This is a genomic window from Inquilinus ginsengisoli, assembly GCF_050434925.1.
Taxonomy (GTDB): Bacteria; Pseudomonadota; Alphaproteobacteria; order DSM-16000; family Inquilinaceae; genus Inquilinus; species Inquilinus ginsengisoli_B.
Genome location: NZ_JBNDJK010000001.1, coordinates 6,813,135 through 6,832,007, shown reverse-complemented (window position 1 = coordinate 6,832,007; position 18,873 = coordinate 6,813,135). Strand labels below are relative to the sequence as shown.

Genomic DNA, 18,873 nt, shown 5'->3' with positions numbered 1-18,873 from the left:
GCGGGCGAGCGGAGTTGTATCCTGCTTCGCCGATGCGCGGAAGCTGTCCGGTGACCGGGCGCAGCACTATGGCGCGGGGCAGGCGATCCGGGCCAGACCCAGCCAGGCCAGCGCCGCCGTGGCGATCGCCGCCATCAGCAGCCAGGGATCGGCGCCGGTGACGTGCAGCGCCCAGGGAATCAGCGCGGTGGTCCCGGCCAGGCCGACGAAGGTGGTCAGGAAGGCATAGCCGGCCTGGGCCATGTAGTGCAGCTCGGGCCGGATTCGGGTGCGGATCACGGTCTGGGCCGCCAGATAGGCGCCGCCGAAGGTCATGGCATGGCCGAACTGGCTGAGGATGATCAGGGGTGAGGGCGGGTCGGTCGCCAGCAGCAGCCAGCGGCCGATCGCGACCAGGCAGCAGACCGCCAGCAGCGTCGCCGGCGGGATCTTCTCCAGCCGCCGGGCGAAGTAGCGATAGACCACGATCTCGGCGGCGACGGCGGCGCCCCAGACGATGCCGGTGCTGCCCTTGGCGACGCCATGATCGATCCACCAGATCGTGCCGAAGGAATAGTAGAAGGCGTGCGACGCCTGCAGCAGCAGGGCGGGGACCAGGAGCGGCGCCGCCACCGCCAACGCGGCGGCACTGGCGCGAGGGTCGAGGCGCGGCGTCGGCGGCTGCCAGGTCGGGCCGAGGACCGAGACGCACAGGCACAGCAGCAGCCCCGCGGCGATGTAGGGCAGCAGCGCCGCGCCGTCCGGCAGGACCAGCAGCGCGCCCATCCCGACATTGCCGACCATGAAGGCGAAGGAGCCCCAGGCACGCATCCGGCCGTAGCCATGGCCGCTGCGCAGAGTGACGGTGTTGGCGAAGCTCTCGATCAGCGGGATCGAGCCGTAGACCAGCCCGACCGCCAGGACCGACAGCAGGCGGACGGTGCCAGGGTCGCCGACCAGCGCCGCCGCGATCAGCACCAGCGCGGCGGCCAGTGCGGCGCCGGCAGCCAGGCCGCCGGCCGGCAGCAGCAGGGTCGCGACCATGCCGAAGCCGAGAATGCAGACGGCGCGAAGGGCGAAGCCCGCGGCCATGGTCCAGCCGACCGCATCGGCGGCCAGGCCGCTCGCCGTCAGCCACACCGGCAGATAGGGCGTCAGGATGCCGCTGACCCCGTAATGCGCCGACAGCGCGGCGACCGCGCGCAGCCTGCTGTGATCCGGCCGGGCCTCGGCCCCGCCTGCCGCGCCGTCGCTCAAGATCGGCCCGTCACAGCCGGACCATGGTGCCGGTGCGGCGCGAGCGTTCGGCGGCGAAGGCCATGAAGTGGCTGTCCAGCGATTCCTCCAGCGAGGTCAGGGCGACATTCACCTGGCTGCGGCCGCGGCGCTGGATCTGCCGGCCCAGGAACTCGGCCATCAGCCGGTCGTCGCCGCCGGCATGGCCGCCATCCCCGGGCACGGTCAGGCGGATCGTGGTGACGTCGTCGGTGCGGAAGTCGATCACCGTGATCTCGTTCTTCTCCAGATGCCCGGCGATCTCGCCATGGGTGCCCATCAGATGCAACGTCCGGGTGTTCTCGGCGGTGAAGGCGCTGACGTTCAGCGTGGCGCTGACGCCGTTGGCGAAGCGCATCGCCACCACCTGGTTGTCCACCACGTCGTTGTCGCAGCGATAGACGCAGCGGCCGTAGGGGCCCTCGCGCAACGCGGCGCGGATGCCGTCGGGCGAGGTGTCGAGGCTCAGCACCTTGTGCGGCCAGGCATCGGCCGGCTTGAACTTCTCCAGATAGATGCGCTGGGCGGAATAGGGGCAGACGCGCTCGACCTTGCAGCCTTCGTCGCAGCGGTCGGTCGACCCGTCGGGCGCGTTCTCGCGCCGGAAATGGGCCAGCGAGCCGTAGGAGGAGACCTCCTGGCAGGGCGCACCGGCCAGCCAGCGGATGATGTCCAGGTCATGGCAGGTCTTGGCCAGGATCAGCGGGCTGGACTCCGCCTCGCGCCGCCAGTTGCCGCGCACGAAGCTGTGGGCGAAGTGCCAGTAGCCGATGTGCTCGGTCTGGCGCAGCGTCACCAGCCGGCCGATCACGCCACGGTCGAGGATCTCCTTGATGCGCGAGAAGAAGGCGGTGTAGCGCAGCACATGGGCGACGGTGACGTCCGCCCCGGTTTCCCTCGCGGCCTCGGCCAGGATGCGGGTCTCCTCCTCGGTCGGCGAGATCGGCTTCTCCAGCAGGATGCCGAGGCCGCGGCGGATCGCCGCCAGCGCCGGCTCCAGATGCAGCGCGTCCGGGGTGGTGATCAGCACCGCGTCCAGCTCGGTCTCGCGCGCCAGCAGGTCGCGCCAGTCGGCGTAGAGATGCTCGGACCCCAGGCCGTGCCGGGCCGCGGCGTCCTGCAGCCGGTCGGCCCGCGGGTCGGCGATGGCGACGATCCGCGCCTGGTCGGGCCGGCGCCGGATATAGTCGCCATAGGCCTCGATGCCGCGGCTGCCGGCGCCGATCACCGCAACGCGGATCTGCTGGGATTTCAGGGATTTGGACATCGGTCTTGGCTTTCGGCTCGAACGATGGGTTGAGAGCGAGGATTAACCTTTCACCGCGCCGGCGACCATGCCGCGGGTGAAGTGTTTCTGGACCAGGGCGAACAGGATCGCGGCGGGCAGGGTGGTGACGACGCCGGCGGCCATCAGATAGTCCCAGCGGATCACGTTCTCGCCGACGAAGCGGGTCAGGGCCAGGGTGACCGGCCATTTGCCGTCATCGGTCAGCATCACCAGCGGGAAGATCAGATCGCTCCAGGCGTGGATGAAGGTGTAGATCGCGGTCATCGCCAAGCCCGGCCGCACCACCGGCAGGATTATGTGCCACAGGCTCTTCAGCCGCGAGCAGCCGTCGACCATCGCCGCCTCCTCCAGCTCGCGCGGGATGCCCAGCAGGAAGCCGTGCAGCAGCCAGATCGCGATCGGCGTGGCCAGGGCCACGTCGCACAGGATCACCGACAGGTAGGTGTCCAGGAGGCCGACCGCGATCATGAATTCGTAGAGCGGGATGACGATGACGATCGGCGACAGCATCTGCGTCGCCAGCACCAGGAACAGCAGCGTGGTGCGGCCGATGAAGCGGAACCGCGCCAGGCCGTAGGCGCCGAGGAAGCCGAAGCTGGTCGAGATCGCCGCGGCGGTGCCGGCAATGATCAGGCTGTTGCCCAGCGCCTCGATCACCCGGTACTGGCCGAACAGGGCGCGGGCGTAGTTGCCGATGTCCAGGCTGCGCGGCAGGAACTCCGGCGGCCAGACATAGAGCCGGTCATAGGGGGTGAAGGAGGTCTTCAGCATCACCCAGACTGGCAGCAGCAGGAAGCCCAGCAGCAGGATCAGGGCGCTGTGCCGGCCGACCTCCGGGAGGGTGCGACGCGTGGTCATTCCTCGCCCCCTTTCAGCACGCGCCAGTACAGCAGCGACACCGACATCAGGATGGCGAAGACCACGACAGCCATCGCCGATGAGGTGCCGAAGTCGAAGTTGCCGAAGGCGGTCTCGTAGATCTGGATCGGGAGGGTGGCGGTGGCGCCGGCCGGCCCGCCCTTGGTCAGCGGCCAGATCACCTGGAAGGAGTTGAAGGTCCAGACGGTCGACAGCAGCACGCAGGTCATCAGCACCGGCCGCAGCAGCGGCAGGGTGATGCGGCGGAAGATCTGGACCGGCCGGGCGCCGTCGATCCGCGCCGCCTCGACGAGGTCGTCGGGGATGCGCTGCAGCCCGGCCATCAGCGTCACCACCATGAACGGGATGCCGAGCCAGGCGTCGACCACCACCGTGGCGATGAAGGCCGTAGTCTCCTGGCCGAGGAAGGAGATCGGCTCGCGGATCGCGCCGGTCATCAGCAGCACGGCGTTGATCCAGCCGGACTGGCCGTCCAGCACCCAGCGCCAGGAGATCGCGGCTATCACCGCCGGCGTCACCCAGGGCAGCAGCAGCAGCGCCAGATAGACCTTGCGGCCGGGGAAGGGGCGCTGCAGCAGCAGCGCCCCGCCCAGGCCAATTAGCAGCTTCGCCCCCACCGAGCAGGCGGTCCACGTCACCGTCAGCTGCAGCGTCCGCAGGAAGGCCGACTCCTGCACCAGCGCCAGGAAGTTCTCCGCCCCGACGAAGTCGTTGCCCTCCCAGGGCGCGGTCAGCACCACATGGTGCATCGACTGCCAGAAGATCCGCAGCACCGGCAGGCCCAGCAGCGCCGCGATCAGCAGTAGCGGCAGCGCCAGATAGGGCCAGGGCGCCCGGTCCGGCGACCAGGGGCGGGCCCGGACAGCCCGGCGCGGCGCGGTGGGAGCGAGCGCGACCACGGGATCAGGCGCGCGGTTCGATGCGGGCCTTGCGGATCTTCTCCGCCGCCGCATCCAGCGCCTCCTGCGGCGTCGCCTTGCCCAGGATGGCCGACTGCACCGCCTCGACCAGGATCTCCTCGAAGGGCTGCCAGGCCCGCGGCGTCGGCTGGGCGAAGCCGTTCGCCTTCATGGCGATGAAGGTCTGCCAGAACGGCGTCTTGAAGGTGTCGAGCTTCTCCTCCTCCGCCAGCAGCGGGACCAGCCCGCTGGTCGCGTCCCACTTCGCGTGGATGTCGGGCTGCAGCAGATAGGCGACGAATTTGCCGGCGGCCTCGGGATGCTCGCTCTTGGCCGAGATGGCGAGGCTGTCGGAGACCAGCTCGCCCTTGCACTCCTTGCCGCAGGGCAGCGGCGCCACGGCGTAGGGGGCGGTCTTGTTGTCGGGATCGAGGCCCATGATCGCCTTGCCCCAGGGGCCGCTGACCATCATCGCGATCTTGCCCTGGGCGAACAGCGGCGGGTGCTGCTCGCGGTTCAGCTCCAGCGGGTTGGGCACGACCTTGTCCTTCTGGAACAGGTCGACATAGAACTGCAGCGCGCCGACTGCCTCCGGGCTGTTGATCTTGGTCTCGCCTGATGAATCAAAGGCTTCGCCGCCATTCTGGTAGACGAAGTTCAGGAACTGGCTGACCAGGGTGACATGCGCGGCCGCGGCGGTGGCGTAGCCGTACATGCCGGGGTTCTTCTCGGTCACCGCCTTGGCCGTGGCCACCAACTCGTCCCAGGTCTTGGGCGGGGTCGGGATCAGGTCGGTGCGGTAGTAGAGGGCTTGGGTCGAGAATGCCATCGGCACGGCCATCTGCTTGCCGCCGAACTGCGCCGCGACGCGCACCGGCTCCGGAATCCGCCCCAGCGTCTCGGCGTCGACCAGCCCGTCCACCGGCTGGATCGCGCCCATCATCGAGAACTCGGCGACGTTGCGGGTGCCGATATAGGCGACGTCGGCGGCGCGGCCGGCGATGAAGTCGGTCGACAGCTTCTGGAACGCCTCGTCCCAGCCCACGCCCTCGACCTTCACCGTGATGTGCGGATACTTCTCCTGGAAGCCGGCGACGATCTCGTCCAGCAGCTTCTGATTCCGCTCCTCGCTGGCGCCGGGGATGAAGAAGCGGATCTCCTCGGCCAGGGCCGGCCCGGCGAGGCCGGCGGCTAAAGCAAGGATGCAAAGGCTCGGCCCGAGCCGCGTTGTGCGCAGGTTCATTCTAGCCTCCCGTGGCTGGCTGTGTTGCTTGGCTTCGGAACGCCCCGATCCCCGCGGGATCAGGGCGGGCGTCTCATCCCGCCCTGACGCAAGAGAAGATCCAGCGCCAGGCCGACCGCGCCGCGCAGATAGCCATCGCCCTCGTCGGGGCTGATGACGATCCCGGTGCGGCACTCGTCGAAATTGTAGCCATGGGCGCGGAAGCTCTCGTTCAGCGCCTTCAGCAGGTAGATGTTCAGCGCCGGCTGCGGCGCCCGGAACACGATCGCCTCCAGGTCGAACAGGTTGGCCACTTGGGCCAGGGCCTGGCCGATCCAGCGCCCGGCGCAGTCGAAGATCTCGATCGCCTCCGGGTCGCCCTGCGATGCGATCTGGGCCAGCACGGCGATGTCGTCGGACAGGCCGCGCTTCAGCGCCTGGCGCGAGATGGCGGAGAGCGAGGCCAGGGAGGCCAGGCAGCCGCATTTGCCGCAGCGGCAGGCGGCGCCGGAATAGGGGGCCAGCGACAGATGGCCGATCTCGCCGGCCTGGCCCTTGCCGCGATAGACGTCGCCGTTGATCGAGATGCCGGAGCCGATCTCGTTCTGCAGACTCACGACAGCGTAGTTCTCATAGGCCCGGGCCAGGCCCAGCATGCGTTCGGCGACGACGATGGCGTTGGACGGGGTCTCGGCCGCGACGCCGATGCCGAAGGCATCCTGCAGCGCCGCGGTCAGGCGCTGGCCGGCGCCGATCACCTCGGCCCGGCGCGGCCCGACCTCGCCTAGCACCACGCCGCCGGCGGCGAGGGCATCCCAGCCGGGACCGCCTTGGCGGCGCAGGCGGTCGAGCGCATCGACCAGCGGCGAGGGGTCGTCATTGGCCGGGGCGGGCAGGGGGATCGGGCTCTGCTTCGGCGTGCCCGCCAGGTCGGCGATCACCAGCTGCGTCGACTCGGCGCCGAGATGCAAGCCCAGCAACGTGCCGTAGCCGGGGTCGAGGTCCAGCATCATCCGCGGCCGGCCGCCGCCCGACGCCTTGGCGCCGGTCTCGCGCAGCAGGCCGTGGCCGATCAGGGTGCGGACCAATGGGGTCATGGCCGAGGCGCTGAGGCCGAGCTCGCGCGCCGCCTCGATCCGGCTGGCGCCGCCACGGCGATGGATCAGGCGCAGCAGCTCCGAGGCATCGCGCCCGCGCAGATCCAGCTCTCCCGTGCCTCGCCCCATCCCGCCCCCGCCGCGCTGCCCTTCGTTCGCGAAGGATGCGTCTGCTGCGACTCATATTTCAGGAGGCCGCAGGGAGCAAGCTGCATAATTTCTATTTCAGAAATAAGTTGCGACTCTATCGGAACAGCGCCCGCATCAGCGCCGAGGCGATCCGGTCCAGATGGGTCGCGTCCTGGTAGACCCGCTCCATCACCGCCAGGCCGCGGGTGAAGGTGACGACCAAGTCCGCGGCCTCGTCCGGCGTCACCGCCAGCCGGGCGCGGGAGGCGTCGGTCGACAGCGCGGCCAGGACGATGCCGTGCAGCTCGTCCAGCATGCCGCGCAGCCTCGCCCGCAGCCGCGGGTCGTCCAGCGCCGCCGGCTCGGTCGCCGTCCGGGTGCTCAGGCAGCCTCGCGCCGGTGAGCCGCTGGTCATGCTGGCGATGGCGGCGTTGAACAGCGCCCGCAGCCCCTGTTCCGGGTCCGGCGTCGAGTCCAGCGCCTGCCGGATGTTGTCCAGGAATCGGCCGACATAAGAGTCGAAGGCGAGCAGGAAGATCTCTTCCTTGCCGCCATAGGCATTGTAGAGCGAGCCGCGCAGCACGCCGGTCGCCTGGGCGATATCCTGCATGGTGGTGGCGCGCAGGCCCTTGCGCCAGAACACGTCCAGCGCCTCCGCCAGCATCTCGCCTTCGTCGAATTGCCGCACGCCGGCCATGGTTGCTCCGGATCATTCTTGACATCGATGTCAAATTTGACATTGATGTCAAACATAGCCGATCGACCTCGCGACGGCCAGACCCAAGGACCCGATGATGATCGACCTGCACTACTGGACCACGCCGAACGGGCACAAGATCACGATCGTGCTGGAGGAGTTGGGACTGCCGTACCGCATCCTTCCGGTGAACATCTCCCAGGGCGACCAGTTCAAGCCGGACTTCCTGGCGATCGCCCCGAACAACCGCATCCCCGCCATCGTCGACCACGACCCGGCGGAGGGCGGCGCGCCGATCTCGATCTTCGAATCCGGCGCCATCCTGGAATACCTCGCCGATAAGACCGGCCGGCTGCTGCCGCGGAGTCCGCGCGAGCGGTTCGGGGTGCTGCAGTGGCTGTACTGGCAGATGGGCGGCCTCGGGCCGATGGCCGGGCAGAACCATCACTTCTCGGTCTACGCGCCGGAGCGCATCCCCTACGCCACCGAGCGCTACGTCAAGGAGACCGGGCGTCTCTACGGCGTGCTCGATCGCCAGCTCGTGGGGCGGGACTTCGTGGCCGGCGAGTTCTCGATCGCCGATATCGCGATCTACCCCTGGATCGTGCCCTATCAGCGGCAGCAGCAGCGGCTCGAGGACTTCCCGAACGTCGCCCGCTGGTTCGCCGCCATGGCGGTCCGGCCCTCGGTGGTCCGCGCCTATGAAATCGCGGCGGAGGTCAACACCGTGCCGACGGTGACGGAGGAATCGAAGCGCCATCTGTTCGGCCAGTCGGCCGCGAGCGTGCAGGGCCGGGCCTGAACCATGGGCGAGGCCGCGCTGACACTTTACGAACTGGCCGGCGCCGACGACGCGCTGCGCTTCAGCCCGCATTGCTGGAAGACCCGCATGGCGCTGGCGCATAAGGGGCTGGAGGCCGAGCGGGTGCCCTGGCGCTTCTCCGAGAAGGAGGCGATCGCCTTCTCTGGCCAGGGGCTGGTGCCGGTGCTGGTGCATGACGGCGAGACGATCTGCGATTCCTGGCAGATCGCGCTGCATCTGGAGGAGCGGTTTCCGGACCGGCCGTCGCTGTTCGGCGGGGCCGCGGCGATTCCGCTGGCCCGCTTCATCAACAGCTGGGCGGATACCGCGCTGACGCCGGCGATCGCGCGGGTCATCATCCTCGATATTCATGACCGGGTGCATGATGCCGACCGCGCCTATTTCCGCGCCAGCCGCGAGCAGCGGTTCGGCCGGACGCTGGAGGAGGTGGCGGCCGACCGCCCGACCAATCTCGCCGCCGTCCGCCAGGCGCTGCTGCCAGTGCGGCGGGCGCTGACGGCAGAGGACTTCATCGCCGGGGCGGCGCCGGCCTATGCCGATTACTGCGTCTTCGGCATGCTGATGTGGGCCCGCTGCATCAGCCCGGTCGAGCTGCTGGAGACCGGCGATCCCGTCTTCGCCTGGCGCGACCGGCTGCTCGATGCTTGCGGAGGTATGGCCCGCGCGGCGCCCTGCGCCTAGGGCGCGACGTCGAAGGCCGGGTGGAACGTCACCGTCCCGCCCGGTACCTCCGCGCCGAAGGGCAGCACCAGGAAGTATTGGGGCGGGATGCCCGGCGACTGCAGCCGCGGGTCGGCGGTGAAGCCGAAGCGGCCGTAGTAGCCCGGCGCCCCGGCCAGGACGCAGCCTTGGGCGCCGAGGGCGCGGATCCGGTCCAGCCCGGAGCGGATCAGGGCCTGGCCGATGCCCTGGCCCTGCCGGTCGGGGCGGACCGCCACGGGGCCGAGCCCATACCAGTTCCGGGCCGTGGCATCGATGGCCACGGGCGAGAAGGCGACCTGGCCGAGGATCTCGCTGTCTTCTTCCGCCACCAGCGCGACGGTCAGAGCCCCGGCGGCCCGCAGCGCGTCGAGGATCGCCGGCTCGCGGCCGTCGCTGTAGGGTCGGCCGCGGAACGCATCCCCGACCAACTGCCGCACCGCCGCATCGTCCTCCGGCTGCTGGTCCCTGATCATGCCGTTGCCCTTGCCGACTCAGGTGTCCAGCATGGTCAGGGCGGCGCGGCGGTCGCCCGGCTTCAGCTTCAGGAACAGCGCCCGGGCCGCCTTGATGTCGCGCTCGATTCCGCTCTCCGCCGCGGCCTTGAGGGCCACCGCCGTCGCGTGCTCCGGCCCGCAGATGAAGGCCACCGCCTTGGCCAGGCGCCCCATGGCTTCGCGATCGATCTTGGTCTCGTCCATCTCGGTCCTGCTCCCTGCCGTCGGGGGTCTCAGGACCGGTTTGAACCATCGCCGGAGCGTTGCACAGGATTTTCCGCCGGGCGGTACCGGTCAGTCGCCGGTCCGCTCGAAGCGCATGATCCAGTTGGTCTCCCAGCTGTCGCCGCCATCGGTCGAGAACGCCTGCTCCCAGCGCGCCGAGCGCCCCGTGATCTCCGACCAGATGAAGCGCACTCGGATCGGCGTGCCCTCCCAGACATCGTCGGCGAAGAAGGTGCCGACACCGTTCTCGAACCGGCCGCGCAGTGGCGCCTCGTCCATGCGGAGAGTCCGGCCGTCGAACCACCAGATCGACCACAGCTTCGACTCGGCGTCGAACAGGCGCAGCGTGGCGGCGCGGTAGGTGCCGGCCGGCAATTCGAGGATGTTGTCGTCGATCGTGCCCAGGCCGCCGATCAGCGGGCGCATCTCCGAGGCGCCGGCGAACTCGTCCCAATGCGTGTCGCCGGCCAGGCGGCGGCGCAGCCGGCGGTGCGACACCGACCAGCGGCCGAACAGCGGGCCGAAATCGTCGCGGCCGTCGTTCGGCATATCGGGCACGCTGGAATCGGTGCCGGGGGCGGGCTTGGCGAACAGGGCGGGCATCGGTCTCTCCGGGTTGGACTGTCGATGCGACTGATGATGCCGGCGCCCAACTGACATCCAGTGTCAGGATTTTTTCGGCTATGCTCGCTTCATGCGTGCCAATCGCCTGCTGTCGATCCTGTTGCTGCTGCAGTCCCGCGGCCGCCTGACGGCGCAGGCGCTGGCGGCGGAGTTCGAGGTGTCGGTGCGCACCGTCTACCGCGACATCGACGAGCTGTCGGCCGCCGGGGTGCCGGTCTATGCCGATCGCGGGCCGGGCGGCGGCTTCGCACTGCTGGACGGCTATCGCACCCGGCTGACCGGGATGACCGCCGGCGAGGCCGAGACCCTGCTGCTGGCCGGGCTGCCCGGGCCGGCGGCGGATCTCGGCCTGGCCGAGCCGCTGGCCGCGGCACGGCTGAAGCTGCTGGCGGCGGTGCCGCAGGCGGCGGGGGAGGGGGCGGTCCGGGTCGGCGACCGCTTCCACCTCGACCCGGTCGACTGGTACCGCCGGGCCGAGCCGCCGCCGCACCTGCCGGCGATCGCGCGGGCGGTGTGGGGCCAGCGGCGGCTGGTGATCCGCTATGAGAGCTGGTCGGCCACGGTGCGACGGACGGTCGACCCGCTCGGCCTCGTGCTCAAGGGCGGCGCCTGGTACCTGATGGCGCGGATCGGCGCCGACACTCGTACCGACATCCGCACCTACAAGGTGGCCAAGGTGCTGGACCTCGACGTGCTGCCGGACGGCTTCGACTATCCCGCCGGCTTCGACCTGGCGGCGCAATGGCAGGAGTCGCTGCAGCGCTTCGCTCGCGAGCTCCGCCGGGCCGAGGCGGTGCTGCTTGTATCGTCCGAGGCGCTGCCGCTGCTCGACCGGCTCGGCGCCGACGCGGTGGAGGCGGTGCAGCAGGCGGAGCCCGACGCCAGGGGTTGGCGGCGGGCGGCGGTGCCGATCGAGGGTGTCGGCCATGCCGCGCGGCTGCTGCTCGGCTTCACCGACACCATCGAGGTGCTGGGGCCACCCGAGCTGCGCCAGGCTCTGGCGGAGGGCGCGCGGCGGGTGACGAAGTTGTATGACAAGGAGGATTGACAATCCCGGCCGGCGGCCTACCGTCCGGCCGATGCCGCGCCGCCAAGATGGTAAGACAAGCGGCCCGGCCTGCCAGCAAGAGAGAATACGATGGACAAGCGCGGCCTGCGGAAGGGCCTGACCAGCTACGGCGACGCCGGGTTCTCGCTGTTCCTGCGCAAGGCCTTCATCAAGGCCATGGGCTATTCCGACGACGCGCTGGACCGGCCGATCATCGGCATCGTCGACACCGGCAGCGACTTCAACCCGTGCCACGGCAACGTGCCGCAGCTGATCGAGGCGGTGAAGCGCGGGGTGATGCTGGCGGGCGGCATGCCGATGGCGTTCCCGACCATCTCGATCCATGAGTCCTTCGCCCACCCGACCAGCATGTTCCTGCGCAACCTGATGGCGATGGACACGGAGGAGATGATCCGGGCCCAGCCGATGGATGCGGTGGTGCTGATCGGCGGCTGCGACAAGACCGTGCCGGCCCAGATCATGGCGGCGGCCAGCGCCGACCTGCCGGCGATCGTGCTGCCGACCGGCCCGATGGTGGTCGGGCACCACAAGGGCGAGGTGCTGGGCGCCTGCACCGACTGCCGGCGGCTGTGGAGCCGCTACCGCGCCGGCGAGATCGACGATGAGGAGATCGAGGCGGTGAACGGCCGGCTGGCCCCATCGGTCGGCACCTGCATGGTGATGGGCACCGCCAGCACCATGGCGATCCTGGCCGAGACGCTGGGCCTGTCGCTGCCCGGCGCCGCCGCCATCCCGGCCACCCATGCCGACCGCATCCGCTGCGCCGAGGCCACCGGCCAGGCGGCGGCGCGGATGGCGGTGTCCGGCGGCCCGCGCCCGTCCGAGATCCTGCGGCCCGGCGCCTTCCGCAACGCCATGGTGGCGCTGCAGGCTGTGGGCGGGTCGACCAACGGGCTCGTGCATCTCGCCGCCATCGCCGGCCGGGTCGGGCAGCCCCTGGACTATGCCGAGTTCGACCGGATCGGGCGCGAGACGCCGGTGCTGATCGACCTCAAGCCCTCCGGCGCGCATTACATGGAACACTTCCACCACGCCGGCGGCGTGCCGCATCTGCTGGCGGAGCTGCAGGACTTGCTGGACCTGACCGTGCCGACCGTGGCCGGCGGCACCCTGGCCGACACGCTGCCCAAGCCGGGCGAATGGCGGGACGAAGCGGTGATCCGGCCGCGGTCGAACCCGCTGAAGGCGCAAGGCGCGATGGCGGTGCTGCAGGGCAACCTGTGCCCCCGCGGCGCGGTGATCAAGCAGTCGGCGGCGACGCCTTCCCTGCTGCAGCACACCGGCCGGGCGGTGGTGTTCGACTCGATCGAGGACATGGCGGCGCGGATCGACGATCCGGAGCTCGACGTCGCGGCCGACGATGTGCTGGTGCTGTGCAGCGCCGGGCCGAAGGGCGCGCCGGGCATGCCGGAGGCCGGCTACCTGCCGATCCCGCGCAAGCTGGCGCAGCAGGGGGTAAAGGACATGGTCCGCCTGTCCGACGCGCGGATGAGCGGCACCGCCTTCGGCACCATCGTGCTGCACATCACGCCGGAATCCGCGGATGGCGGGCCGCTGGCCCTGGTCCGCACCGGCGACCGCATCCGGCTCGACACCGCCGGCCGGCGGCTGGATCTGCTGGTCGACGACGCCGAGCTGGCCCGCCGCGCAGCCGAGGCGCCGCCGCCGAAGCCGGCGCCGGACCGCGGCTATGCCCGGCTGTTCCACGACAGCGTGCTGCAGGCCGATGAGGGCTGCGATTTCGACTTCCTGGTGCCCGGCCGGAAGGCCGGCTGAATGAAGGTGCCTGCCATGCCGAGACTGACCGGCGTCATCGCCGCCGCCGCCACGCCGCTGCGCGACGACCTTTCCATCGACCACGAGCGGCTGGTCATGCATTGCCGCTGGCTGCTCGGCGACGGCGGCTGCGACGCGATCAACCTGCTCGGCACCACCGGCGAGGCGACGTCCTTCTCGCTCGAGCAGCGGCTGGCGGCGATGCGGGCGGTGGCCGAGGCTGGCCTGCCGATGCATCGCTTCATGGTCGGCACCGGCGCCTCGGCGCTGGCGGATGCGGTGCGGCTGACCGCGGAGGCCAAGGCGCTGGGTTTCGCCGGGGCGCTGCTGCTGCCGCCGTTCTACTACAAGGGCATCGACGACGAGAGCCTGGCGGCCTATGTCGACACGGTGATCGACCGGGTCGGGGCCGAAGGGCTGAGCCTCTACCTCTATCACATCCCGCAGAACACCGGCGTGCCCTGGCCGATCGAGGTGGTGGCGCGGCTGGCGGAGCGGCATCCGGGCACCCTGGCCGGGTTGAAGGATTCCTCCGGCGACCTCGCCTATTCGACCGATCTGGCCAGGCGGGTGCCGGGCATCGCCGTGTTCCCGAGCTCCGAGGCCACGCTGGGGATGGCCAAGGACCGGGGCTTCGCCGGCTGCATCTCGGCCACCACCAACGTCACCGGCCCCCTGGCCCGGATCGCCTGGCACCAGGCCGGCACGCCGGAGGCGGAGACCGCGGTGGCCGCCGCCGCGGCGGTGCGGGCGGCGCTCAGCACCGTGACGCTGGTGGCGGCGGTCAAGGACACGGTGGCCGAGATCCATGGCGACGCCGCCTGGCGACGGCCGCACCCGCCGCTGCGCGCCCTGACCGAGGTCGATCGCCGGACCCTCCGCGAGGCGCTGGCCGGGACCGAGTATCCGCGGCTGTTCGGGCGTTGAGGGGAGAGGGGCTGGCGTTACACTACCTTGCCCGTGGAGCCGAATAATAATCCTCCCCCTCCCCTTGCGGGAGGGGGCAGGGGGAGGGGGTGTCGCAGCCAGGACCGGCGGTTGCCTGCACCTGATCCAGCCTCTCCCGTCAGGTCGTTCGCGCGCGGACGCGCGCAGCCCCTCCCCCAACCCCCTCCCGCAAGGGGAGGGGGAGAGTGAAAGGCTGGGCAGGCTTGCTGATCGACAGACAGGGTGGGCGACACAGCGCTTAGTTAGCTGCTGTCTGGTTCCGCTGGCTTCGGCGTGGGCCGGCCGGCGCCGGACTCATCCGGCGGGTGGGGCCAGCCCTCTGCGGGCTCGCGATCGTCAGCCTCTGTGCTCTCCGCCTCGGTCTCGGCGACGTCGTCCGAATCATGTGGCGACCGGATCGGGTGCGGCGGGCGGCCGATCTTGCGGCACACCGCCTGCAGGAACGCCTCCGGCGACAGGGTGTCGATCTGCACGTCCAGGATCTCGTCCTCGACCAGCGTCTCCCGCACCAGCTTCCGCATATGCTCGATATCGTCGATGTCCTCCGGCTGCGTCACGGCCTGGACCACCGCCTCGGCGGCCTGCTCCCGGCGCTGCCGCCGGCGCTCCTGCTCGCCCGATGCCTTGCGCTCCGTCTTGCGCATCAGATAGTCGGTGCGGATCCGCTCGGTCATCGCCAGCGACAGCCGCACCGACCGGGACAGCCGCGACTGCGTCAGCCCGAAATCCGGCGTGTCCGGCCCCGCCGGCGTCCTGTCCTGCTGCCGCTCGATCATCCGCTTGGTGCGCAGGTCGGACTGGACCAGCTCGCGCAACGCATCCAGCGCCCATCCCGTCCAATGCATGTCGGGATCGGTCGCCTTGATCTCGTCGGAGTCGGATTGCGGCATGTCCATGGAACACAGCATGAACAGAAGCGCCCGGTAATACTACCGCGATTGCGCTCGCCACCAGCGCGACCCGAAGGCCTACACCGCCTGCCAGTCCCCGAAGGCGGCGGCCTGACCGTGCAGAGTGCTGGCTTCGTCGATCAGCTGCCAGACGACGGCGCTTTCGATCCAGAAGCGGCGGCCTGATTTGGCGATGCGGATGCCGCGATAGTCGGCGATGAAGCCGTCGCGGGTGACGGCGTCCAGCAGGCGCTGCCGCTCCGCCCGGTCCGGCGCCTCGGCCGAGAGGCGGGAGGGCAGGCCGGTGAACTCGTCCCAGCCATAGTCGAAGCAGGCCTGGGCTGCCCGGTTGGCGTAGACGAAGCGCGGATCGGCCTCGGTGTTGTGGGCGAGTACGCAGAAGGGTGCGTCCTCATACAGCCAGCGCGCCCGGGCCGCGTCGTCGTCTCCGACGTCGTCCGGCAGCAGCGGCGCGCCGACCAGCCGGGCATGGCTGCCGGCCAGGAGGTGCAGGAAAGCGGGATCGTGGGACAAACCAGCAGGATGGAGACGCGGGGCGCGGAGGGGCTGGGCCATCACAGGTTGCTCGCTCTCGGATTGATGCCGAGGATGTGCCCGGCATCGACCGGCACGGTGACCAGGGTCGAGGCCGCGCCGCGGCGATGGGCGTCGAGAATGTCGTCCAGATTGCCGAGGTCGGGGCGCAGCGCGGCCGAGCGCCAGCCGCAGGCGCCGGCCATGGCGGCGAAATCCATCCGGGCCAGGCGGTGGTGGCGGCGCGAGGCCGGCGCGTCCGGGATGATCGTGTGCACCCCCTGCTCGATGATGCCGTAGCTGGCGTTGTCGAGCAGGAACAGCAGGATTCCCAGGTCGCTGGCCTCCGCCAGATACCCGGTGAACAGGCGGAAGCAGCCGTCGCCGGTGAAGCCGACGACATCGCTGTCCGGCGCGGCGAGCCTGGCGCCGATGGCCAGGCCGAGCACATTGCCCATGGCCGAGCCGCGATAGAGCGAGAAGAAGCGCGCCTGCGGGTGCGGTCGCTGGATGACGTATTGCCGATCCTTGTAGGCCAGGCAGACGTCGTCGAAGCCGATGGTGTTCGGCCGCCAGCGGGTATCCAGCGCCCGGAACAGCGCGGCCATGTCGACATGGCCGGGCCTCGGCGCCCCGGGACGGCGCGTGTTGAGGTCGTCCGGTGCCGGCCCGGTCCGGCGGGTTTCCGGCGGATGCCGTTCGAGCCGGCCGAGCAGGGACCGGAGCGCGGTGTCCAGCGGAACGACGAGCTGCCGGTAGGCGCCGGCGGCGCGGTGCCCGAACCCGCCATCGACCTGGCCGTAGCCGTCCGGCAGCCCGGTCAGGACGAAGGTGTCGCCGGCGGCATAGGGGGCGTGGTTGACCGTGTATTCGTCCGGGCAGGCCCCGAGCACCAGCAGCACGTCCTCCGCCCCGATGCCCCGCCAGAGCCGGATGGCCGCGTCGTTGCCGCCGAAAGAGAGATAGCCGTGGCCGTAGGGATTGCCGCGCTCGACCCCGTTGGCGCCGTTGATGCTCCAGACGATGGAACTCCCGAGCCGCTCGCACAGGCGGGAGGTCAGTTGCGGCGCGTCGGGATACCGCGCCAGCTCCTCGCCGGCGAGGATGACGACGCGCCGGCCGCCGATGCGCCGGCAGAATGCGTCGGCGAAGGCATCCGCTTCGGCCGAGGCGATCGCCGGATCCGGCTGCGGCGGCGCGCGATGCGGAGCCATTTCGGTCTTGAGCGCGCCATGATCCAGGACCAGGACGACCGGCTTGCAGCGCTGCAGCTGGGCATGGGCCAGCCGCAGCTGCCGCTCCAGGGCCGCGGAATCGTCCAGCACGAAGACGCCGTCCGGCAGCTCGGCGCGCAGCTGGGCCAGCATGTTGCTGCCGTGGCGGCTGGTGTCCTGCAGCGGGGACAGGCCTGCGGTCGCTTCCGGCGAGGCCGGGACGATGTAGACCGCCGGGATGTCGTGCAGCTTGGCGTCGCTGAGGCCGCAGCCCAGCAGCTTGGTCGCCGCGCCGGTGGTCGCGATGCAGGCGCCGATGCGGCCGGACGCCAGGTAGCTGCCGAGCGGCACGAAGCCGGCGGCATATTCGCCGAGCGACAGGAAGCGCATCCCGTCAGGCTCGCCCAGGCCGGCCGCATCCTCTCCCGCCTGGAGCGGCGCGAGCTTTTCCAGGAAGCGGATGGCGCCGCCGCCGGTGACGCCGGCACAGATCTCGATACCCCAGGATTCCAGCGTCGCCACCAGGGCGTCATAGCCGGTCACGGTTTCCGTCAGATGAATATCCATGCGAACGCCTCGTGTGCACGAATGTGCAAGTCGGGGATTTCTGGTTCAGGCCGGCAGCGCCGCTTCCGCCGTGTTCTGCAGGACCAGGGAGCGCAGCTTGCTGTCGCTGCAGACGGGTTCGTCCGACGCCGTCAGCTCGCGATAGATCGATTCGACCAGGCCGGGCGTCGGCGCCAGGCCGAAGGCCTCGATCTTCGCCTTCAGCGCGTGCCGGCCGGAATGGCGGCTGATCACCATCCGGCGCTCGGCGCCGAACCGGTCCGGCTCCAGGAACTCGTAGGTCTGCGGGTTGCGGATGATGGCGGCCTGATGAATGCCCGCCGCGGTGGCGAAGGCATTCTCGCCGATGATGGCCTTGCCGCGCGCCATCGGCAGCTGGAGGCTCTCGATCAGCAGCCGGCAGGCGGCATAGACCCGGCCGACATCGATGGTCGTCGACCGGTTGAAATGCCTCGGATGGGCGGTCAGCGCGGCGACCACCTCCTCCAGCGCGCAGTTGCCGGCGCGCTCGCCGATGCCGCACAGCGTCACCTGGATCTCGTCGATGCCCGCCTCGATGGCGGCGAGGGTGTTGGCGACGGCCAGGCCGAGATCGTCATGGGCGTGCATGGCGACCTTGACCCCTGGCGGCACGCCCGCCCGCACGGTGTCGACCAGGCCCGCCACCCGGCCGGGCAGCAGGCAGCCGACCGTGTCCGGGATCAGGATCATCGTGGCGCCGGCCCGGGCGGCGGCCCGGCACATCGCGCCGAGGAATTCCGGATCGGCCCGGGTGGCGTCCTCCGGGGCGACGCAGATGTCGTCGAAGCCGACCCGCCGGGCCAGCTCGACGGCACCTTCGATCTCGTCCAGCGCCTGCTGATGCGTGATCTGGCGCTTGTGGCGCAGGTGGATCTCGGAGGCGACGCCGAGGATCTCGATCTGCGACGCGTGGGCCGGCTCCACGGCCTTGGCGGCGGCCTCGATGTCGGTGCGGTTGGCCCGGGCGAAAGCGCAGATCCGGCTGTCGCGCACGGCCTCGGCGATGGCGCGCACGGCGGCAAGGTCGTTGTCGGACGCCGCCGGGAAACCCGCCTCGATGGTGTCCACCCCGAGTGCTTCGAGCTCGCGGGCGATGCGCAGCTTCTGCTGCAGCGACATGGCGTTGCCGGGCGCCTGCTCGCCGTCGCGCAGGCTGGTGTCGAAGATCGTCAGCGGCCTCTGCGTTGAAACAGTCGACATGATCGAACCTCCATTCAGGGCGTCCTCTTCTTCCGTAAGGACGCCAAGCCCCCTGTTTCAGGGCGCGAAGTTGCTTCACCGGATCCGTCGTCGTCTTCGCGACGAAGCCGGATTGGCGCGGCAGTCATGTTGTTGGATACAGTTGTTTTAGCCTTATTCGCGCGTCGCGAATATAGATGAGAATGCGCGATTCGTTTGTCTGACCTTATTTATGTCAGCAATGTTTTCCGAGTCAAAAGATTCCTTATCTCAAAAAGTGCAACCAATTTTATTTTAATGATAAAGGAGATGAAGAAAATTGCATTGAGTTTGTCGCGATAT

The 18,873-nt window shown here is 70.0% G+C and carries 19 protein-coding genes; 5 read left to right on the top strand and 14 right to left on the bottom strand.

Going from position 1 to position 18,873, the window contains the following annotated elements:
* Positions 1–66 precede the first annotated feature (66 nt).
* From QFZ27_RS32240 to QFZ27_RS32210, 7 genes are all read right to left on the bottom strand, one after another.
* A complete protein-coding gene (locus tag QFZ27_RS32240) occupies positions 67–1,236 on the bottom strand; it encodes an MFS transporter (RefSeq protein WP_429230547.1) in 1,170 nt (389 codons plus the stop codon).
* A 10-nt stretch (positions 1,237–1,246) separates the two neighbouring features.
* A complete protein-coding gene (locus QFZ27_RS32235) occupies positions 1,247–2,521 on the bottom strand; it encodes a Gfo/Idh/MocA family protein (RefSeq protein WP_429230546.1) in 1,275 nt (424 codons plus the stop codon).
* A gap of 42 nt (positions 2,522–2,563) precedes the next feature.
* On the bottom strand, positions 2,564–3,400 hold the full coding sequence (locus tag QFZ27_RS32230) for a carbohydrate ABC transporter permease (RefSeq protein ID WP_429230545.1): 837 nt from the start codon (positions 3,398–3,400) through the stop codon (positions 2,564–2,566).
* Positions 3,397–4,320 carry a carbohydrate ABC transporter permease gene (locus QFZ27_RS32225; RefSeq protein ID WP_429230544.1) on the bottom strand — a complete coding sequence of 308 codons (924 nt, stop codon included), beginning with the start codon at positions 4,318–4,320 and terminating at the stop codon, positions 3,397–3,399. Before QFZ27_RS32225 ends, QFZ27_RS32230 begins: the two co-directional genes overlap by 4 nt.
* Before the next feature lie 4 nt (positions 4,321–4,324).
* The gene (locus QFZ27_RS32220; protein ID WP_429230543.1) at positions 4,325–5,563 is read right to left on the bottom strand and encodes an ABC transporter substrate-binding protein; all 1,239 of its coding nucleotides are present in this window, start codon (positions 5,561–5,563) and stop codon (positions 4,325–4,327) included.
* A 59-nt stretch (positions 5,564–5,622) separates the two neighbouring features.
* Entirely contained in the window at positions 5,623–6,768 is a 1,146-nt protein-coding gene (locus tag QFZ27_RS32215) for an ROK family protein (RefSeq protein ID WP_429230542.1), read from the bottom strand.
* Between the two features lie 115 nt (positions 6,769–6,883).
* Positions 6,884–7,465, bottom strand: a complete 582-nt coding sequence (locus tag QFZ27_RS32210) for a TetR/AcrR family transcriptional regulator (RefSeq protein WP_429230541.1) — start codon at positions 7,463–7,465, stop codon at positions 6,884–6,886.
* A 97-nt stretch (positions 7,466–7,562) separates the two neighbouring features.
* On the opposite strand from QFZ27_RS32210, the gene QFZ27_RS32205 reads away from it, so the two are divergent.
* Together QFZ27_RS32205 and QFZ27_RS32200 are read left to right on the top strand one after the other, a co-directional pair.
* Positions 7,563–8,267 carry a glutathione S-transferase N-terminal domain-containing protein gene (locus QFZ27_RS32205; protein WP_429232517.1) on the top strand — a complete coding sequence of 235 codons (705 nt, stop codon included), beginning with the start codon at positions 7,563–7,565 and terminating at the stop codon, positions 8,265–8,267.
* A 3-nt stretch (positions 8,268–8,270) separates the two neighbouring features.
* Positions 8,271–8,969 carry a glutathione S-transferase family protein gene (locus QFZ27_RS32200; protein ID WP_429230540.1) on the top strand — a complete coding sequence of 233 codons (699 nt, stop codon included), beginning with the start codon at positions 8,271–8,273 and terminating at the stop codon, positions 8,967–8,969.
* On the opposite strand, the gene QFZ27_RS32195 is transcribed toward QFZ27_RS32200, so the two are convergent.
* The 3 genes from QFZ27_RS32195 to QFZ27_RS32185 all read right to left on the bottom strand — a co-directional run bounded on the left by QFZ27_RS32195 (position 8,966) and on the right by QFZ27_RS32185 (position 10,312).
* On the bottom strand, positions 8,966–9,463 hold the full coding sequence (locus tag QFZ27_RS32195) for a GNAT family N-acetyltransferase (protein WP_429230539.1): 498 nt from the start codon (positions 9,461–9,463) through the stop codon (positions 8,966–8,968). The two genes, QFZ27_RS32200 and QFZ27_RS32195, sit on opposite strands and share 4 nt — an antisense overlap.
* Before the next feature lie 18 nt (positions 9,464–9,481).
* Complete coding sequence (locus tag QFZ27_RS32190) at positions 9,482–9,688, bottom strand: hypothetical protein (protein WP_429230538.1); 207 nt, start codon at positions 9,686–9,688, stop codon at positions 9,482–9,484.
* A 90-nt stretch (positions 9,689–9,778) separates the two neighbouring features.
* Entirely contained in the window at positions 9,779–10,312 is a 534-nt protein-coding gene (locus QFZ27_RS32185) for a DUF1579 domain-containing protein (protein WP_429230537.1), read from the bottom strand.
* Positions 10,313–10,403: 91 nt separating this feature from the next.
* Here QFZ27_RS32185 and QFZ27_RS32180 point away from each other — a divergent pair, with 91 nt between their 5' ends.
* The 3 genes from QFZ27_RS32180 (at position 10,404) to QFZ27_RS32170 (ending at position 14,105) form a co-directional block, all read left to right on the top strand.
* The gene (locus QFZ27_RS32180; protein WP_429230536.1) at positions 10,404–11,381 is read left to right on the top strand and encodes a helix-turn-helix transcriptional regulator; all 978 of its coding nucleotides are present in this window, start codon (positions 10,404–10,406) and stop codon (positions 11,379–11,381) included.
* A 90-nt stretch (positions 11,382–11,471) separates the two neighbouring features.
* Positions 11,472–13,178: an IlvD/Edd family dehydratase gene (locus QFZ27_RS32175; protein WP_429230535.1), complete on the top strand. Its 1,707-nt coding sequence runs from the start codon at positions 11,472–11,474 to the stop codon at positions 13,176–13,178.
* A gap of 15 nt (positions 13,179–13,193) precedes the next feature.
* Positions 13,194–14,105 carry a dihydrodipicolinate synthase family protein gene (locus QFZ27_RS32170; RefSeq protein WP_429230534.1) on the top strand — a complete coding sequence of 304 codons (912 nt, stop codon included), beginning with the start codon at positions 13,194–13,196 and terminating at the stop codon, positions 14,103–14,105.
* A gap of 263 nt (positions 14,106–14,368) precedes the next feature.
* Here the strand turns inward: QFZ27_RS32170 and QFZ27_RS32165 are convergent, their stop codons facing one another.
* Genes QFZ27_RS32165 through QFZ27_RS32150 form a run of 4 tightly spaced genes read right to left on the bottom strand, consistent with a single transcriptional unit; the run spans position 14,369 to position 18,552 of the window.
* Positions 14,369–15,034 (bottom strand): hypothetical protein, encoded by a 666-nt coding sequence (locus QFZ27_RS32165; protein ID WP_429230533.1) that lies wholly within the window; start codon positions 15,032–15,034, stop codon positions 14,369–14,371.
* A 60-nt stretch (positions 15,035–15,094) separates the two neighbouring features.
* On the bottom strand, positions 15,095–15,592 hold the full coding sequence (locus QFZ27_RS32160; protein ID WP_429230532.1) for an MEKHLA domain-containing protein: 498 nt from the start codon (positions 15,590–15,592) through the stop codon (positions 15,095–15,097).
* Positions 15,592–17,331, bottom strand: a complete 1,740-nt coding sequence (locus tag QFZ27_RS32155; RefSeq protein ID WP_429230531.1) for a thiamine pyrophosphate-dependent enzyme — start codon at positions 17,329–17,331, stop codon at positions 15,592–15,594. Before QFZ27_RS32155 ends, QFZ27_RS32160 begins: the two co-directional genes overlap by 1 nt.
* Positions 17,332–17,376: 45 nt before the next feature.
* A complete protein-coding gene (locus QFZ27_RS32150) occupies positions 17,377–18,552 on the bottom strand; it encodes a LeuA family protein (RefSeq protein WP_429230530.1) in 1,176 nt (391 codons plus the stop codon).
* Positions 18,553–18,873: the final 321 nt, after the last annotated feature.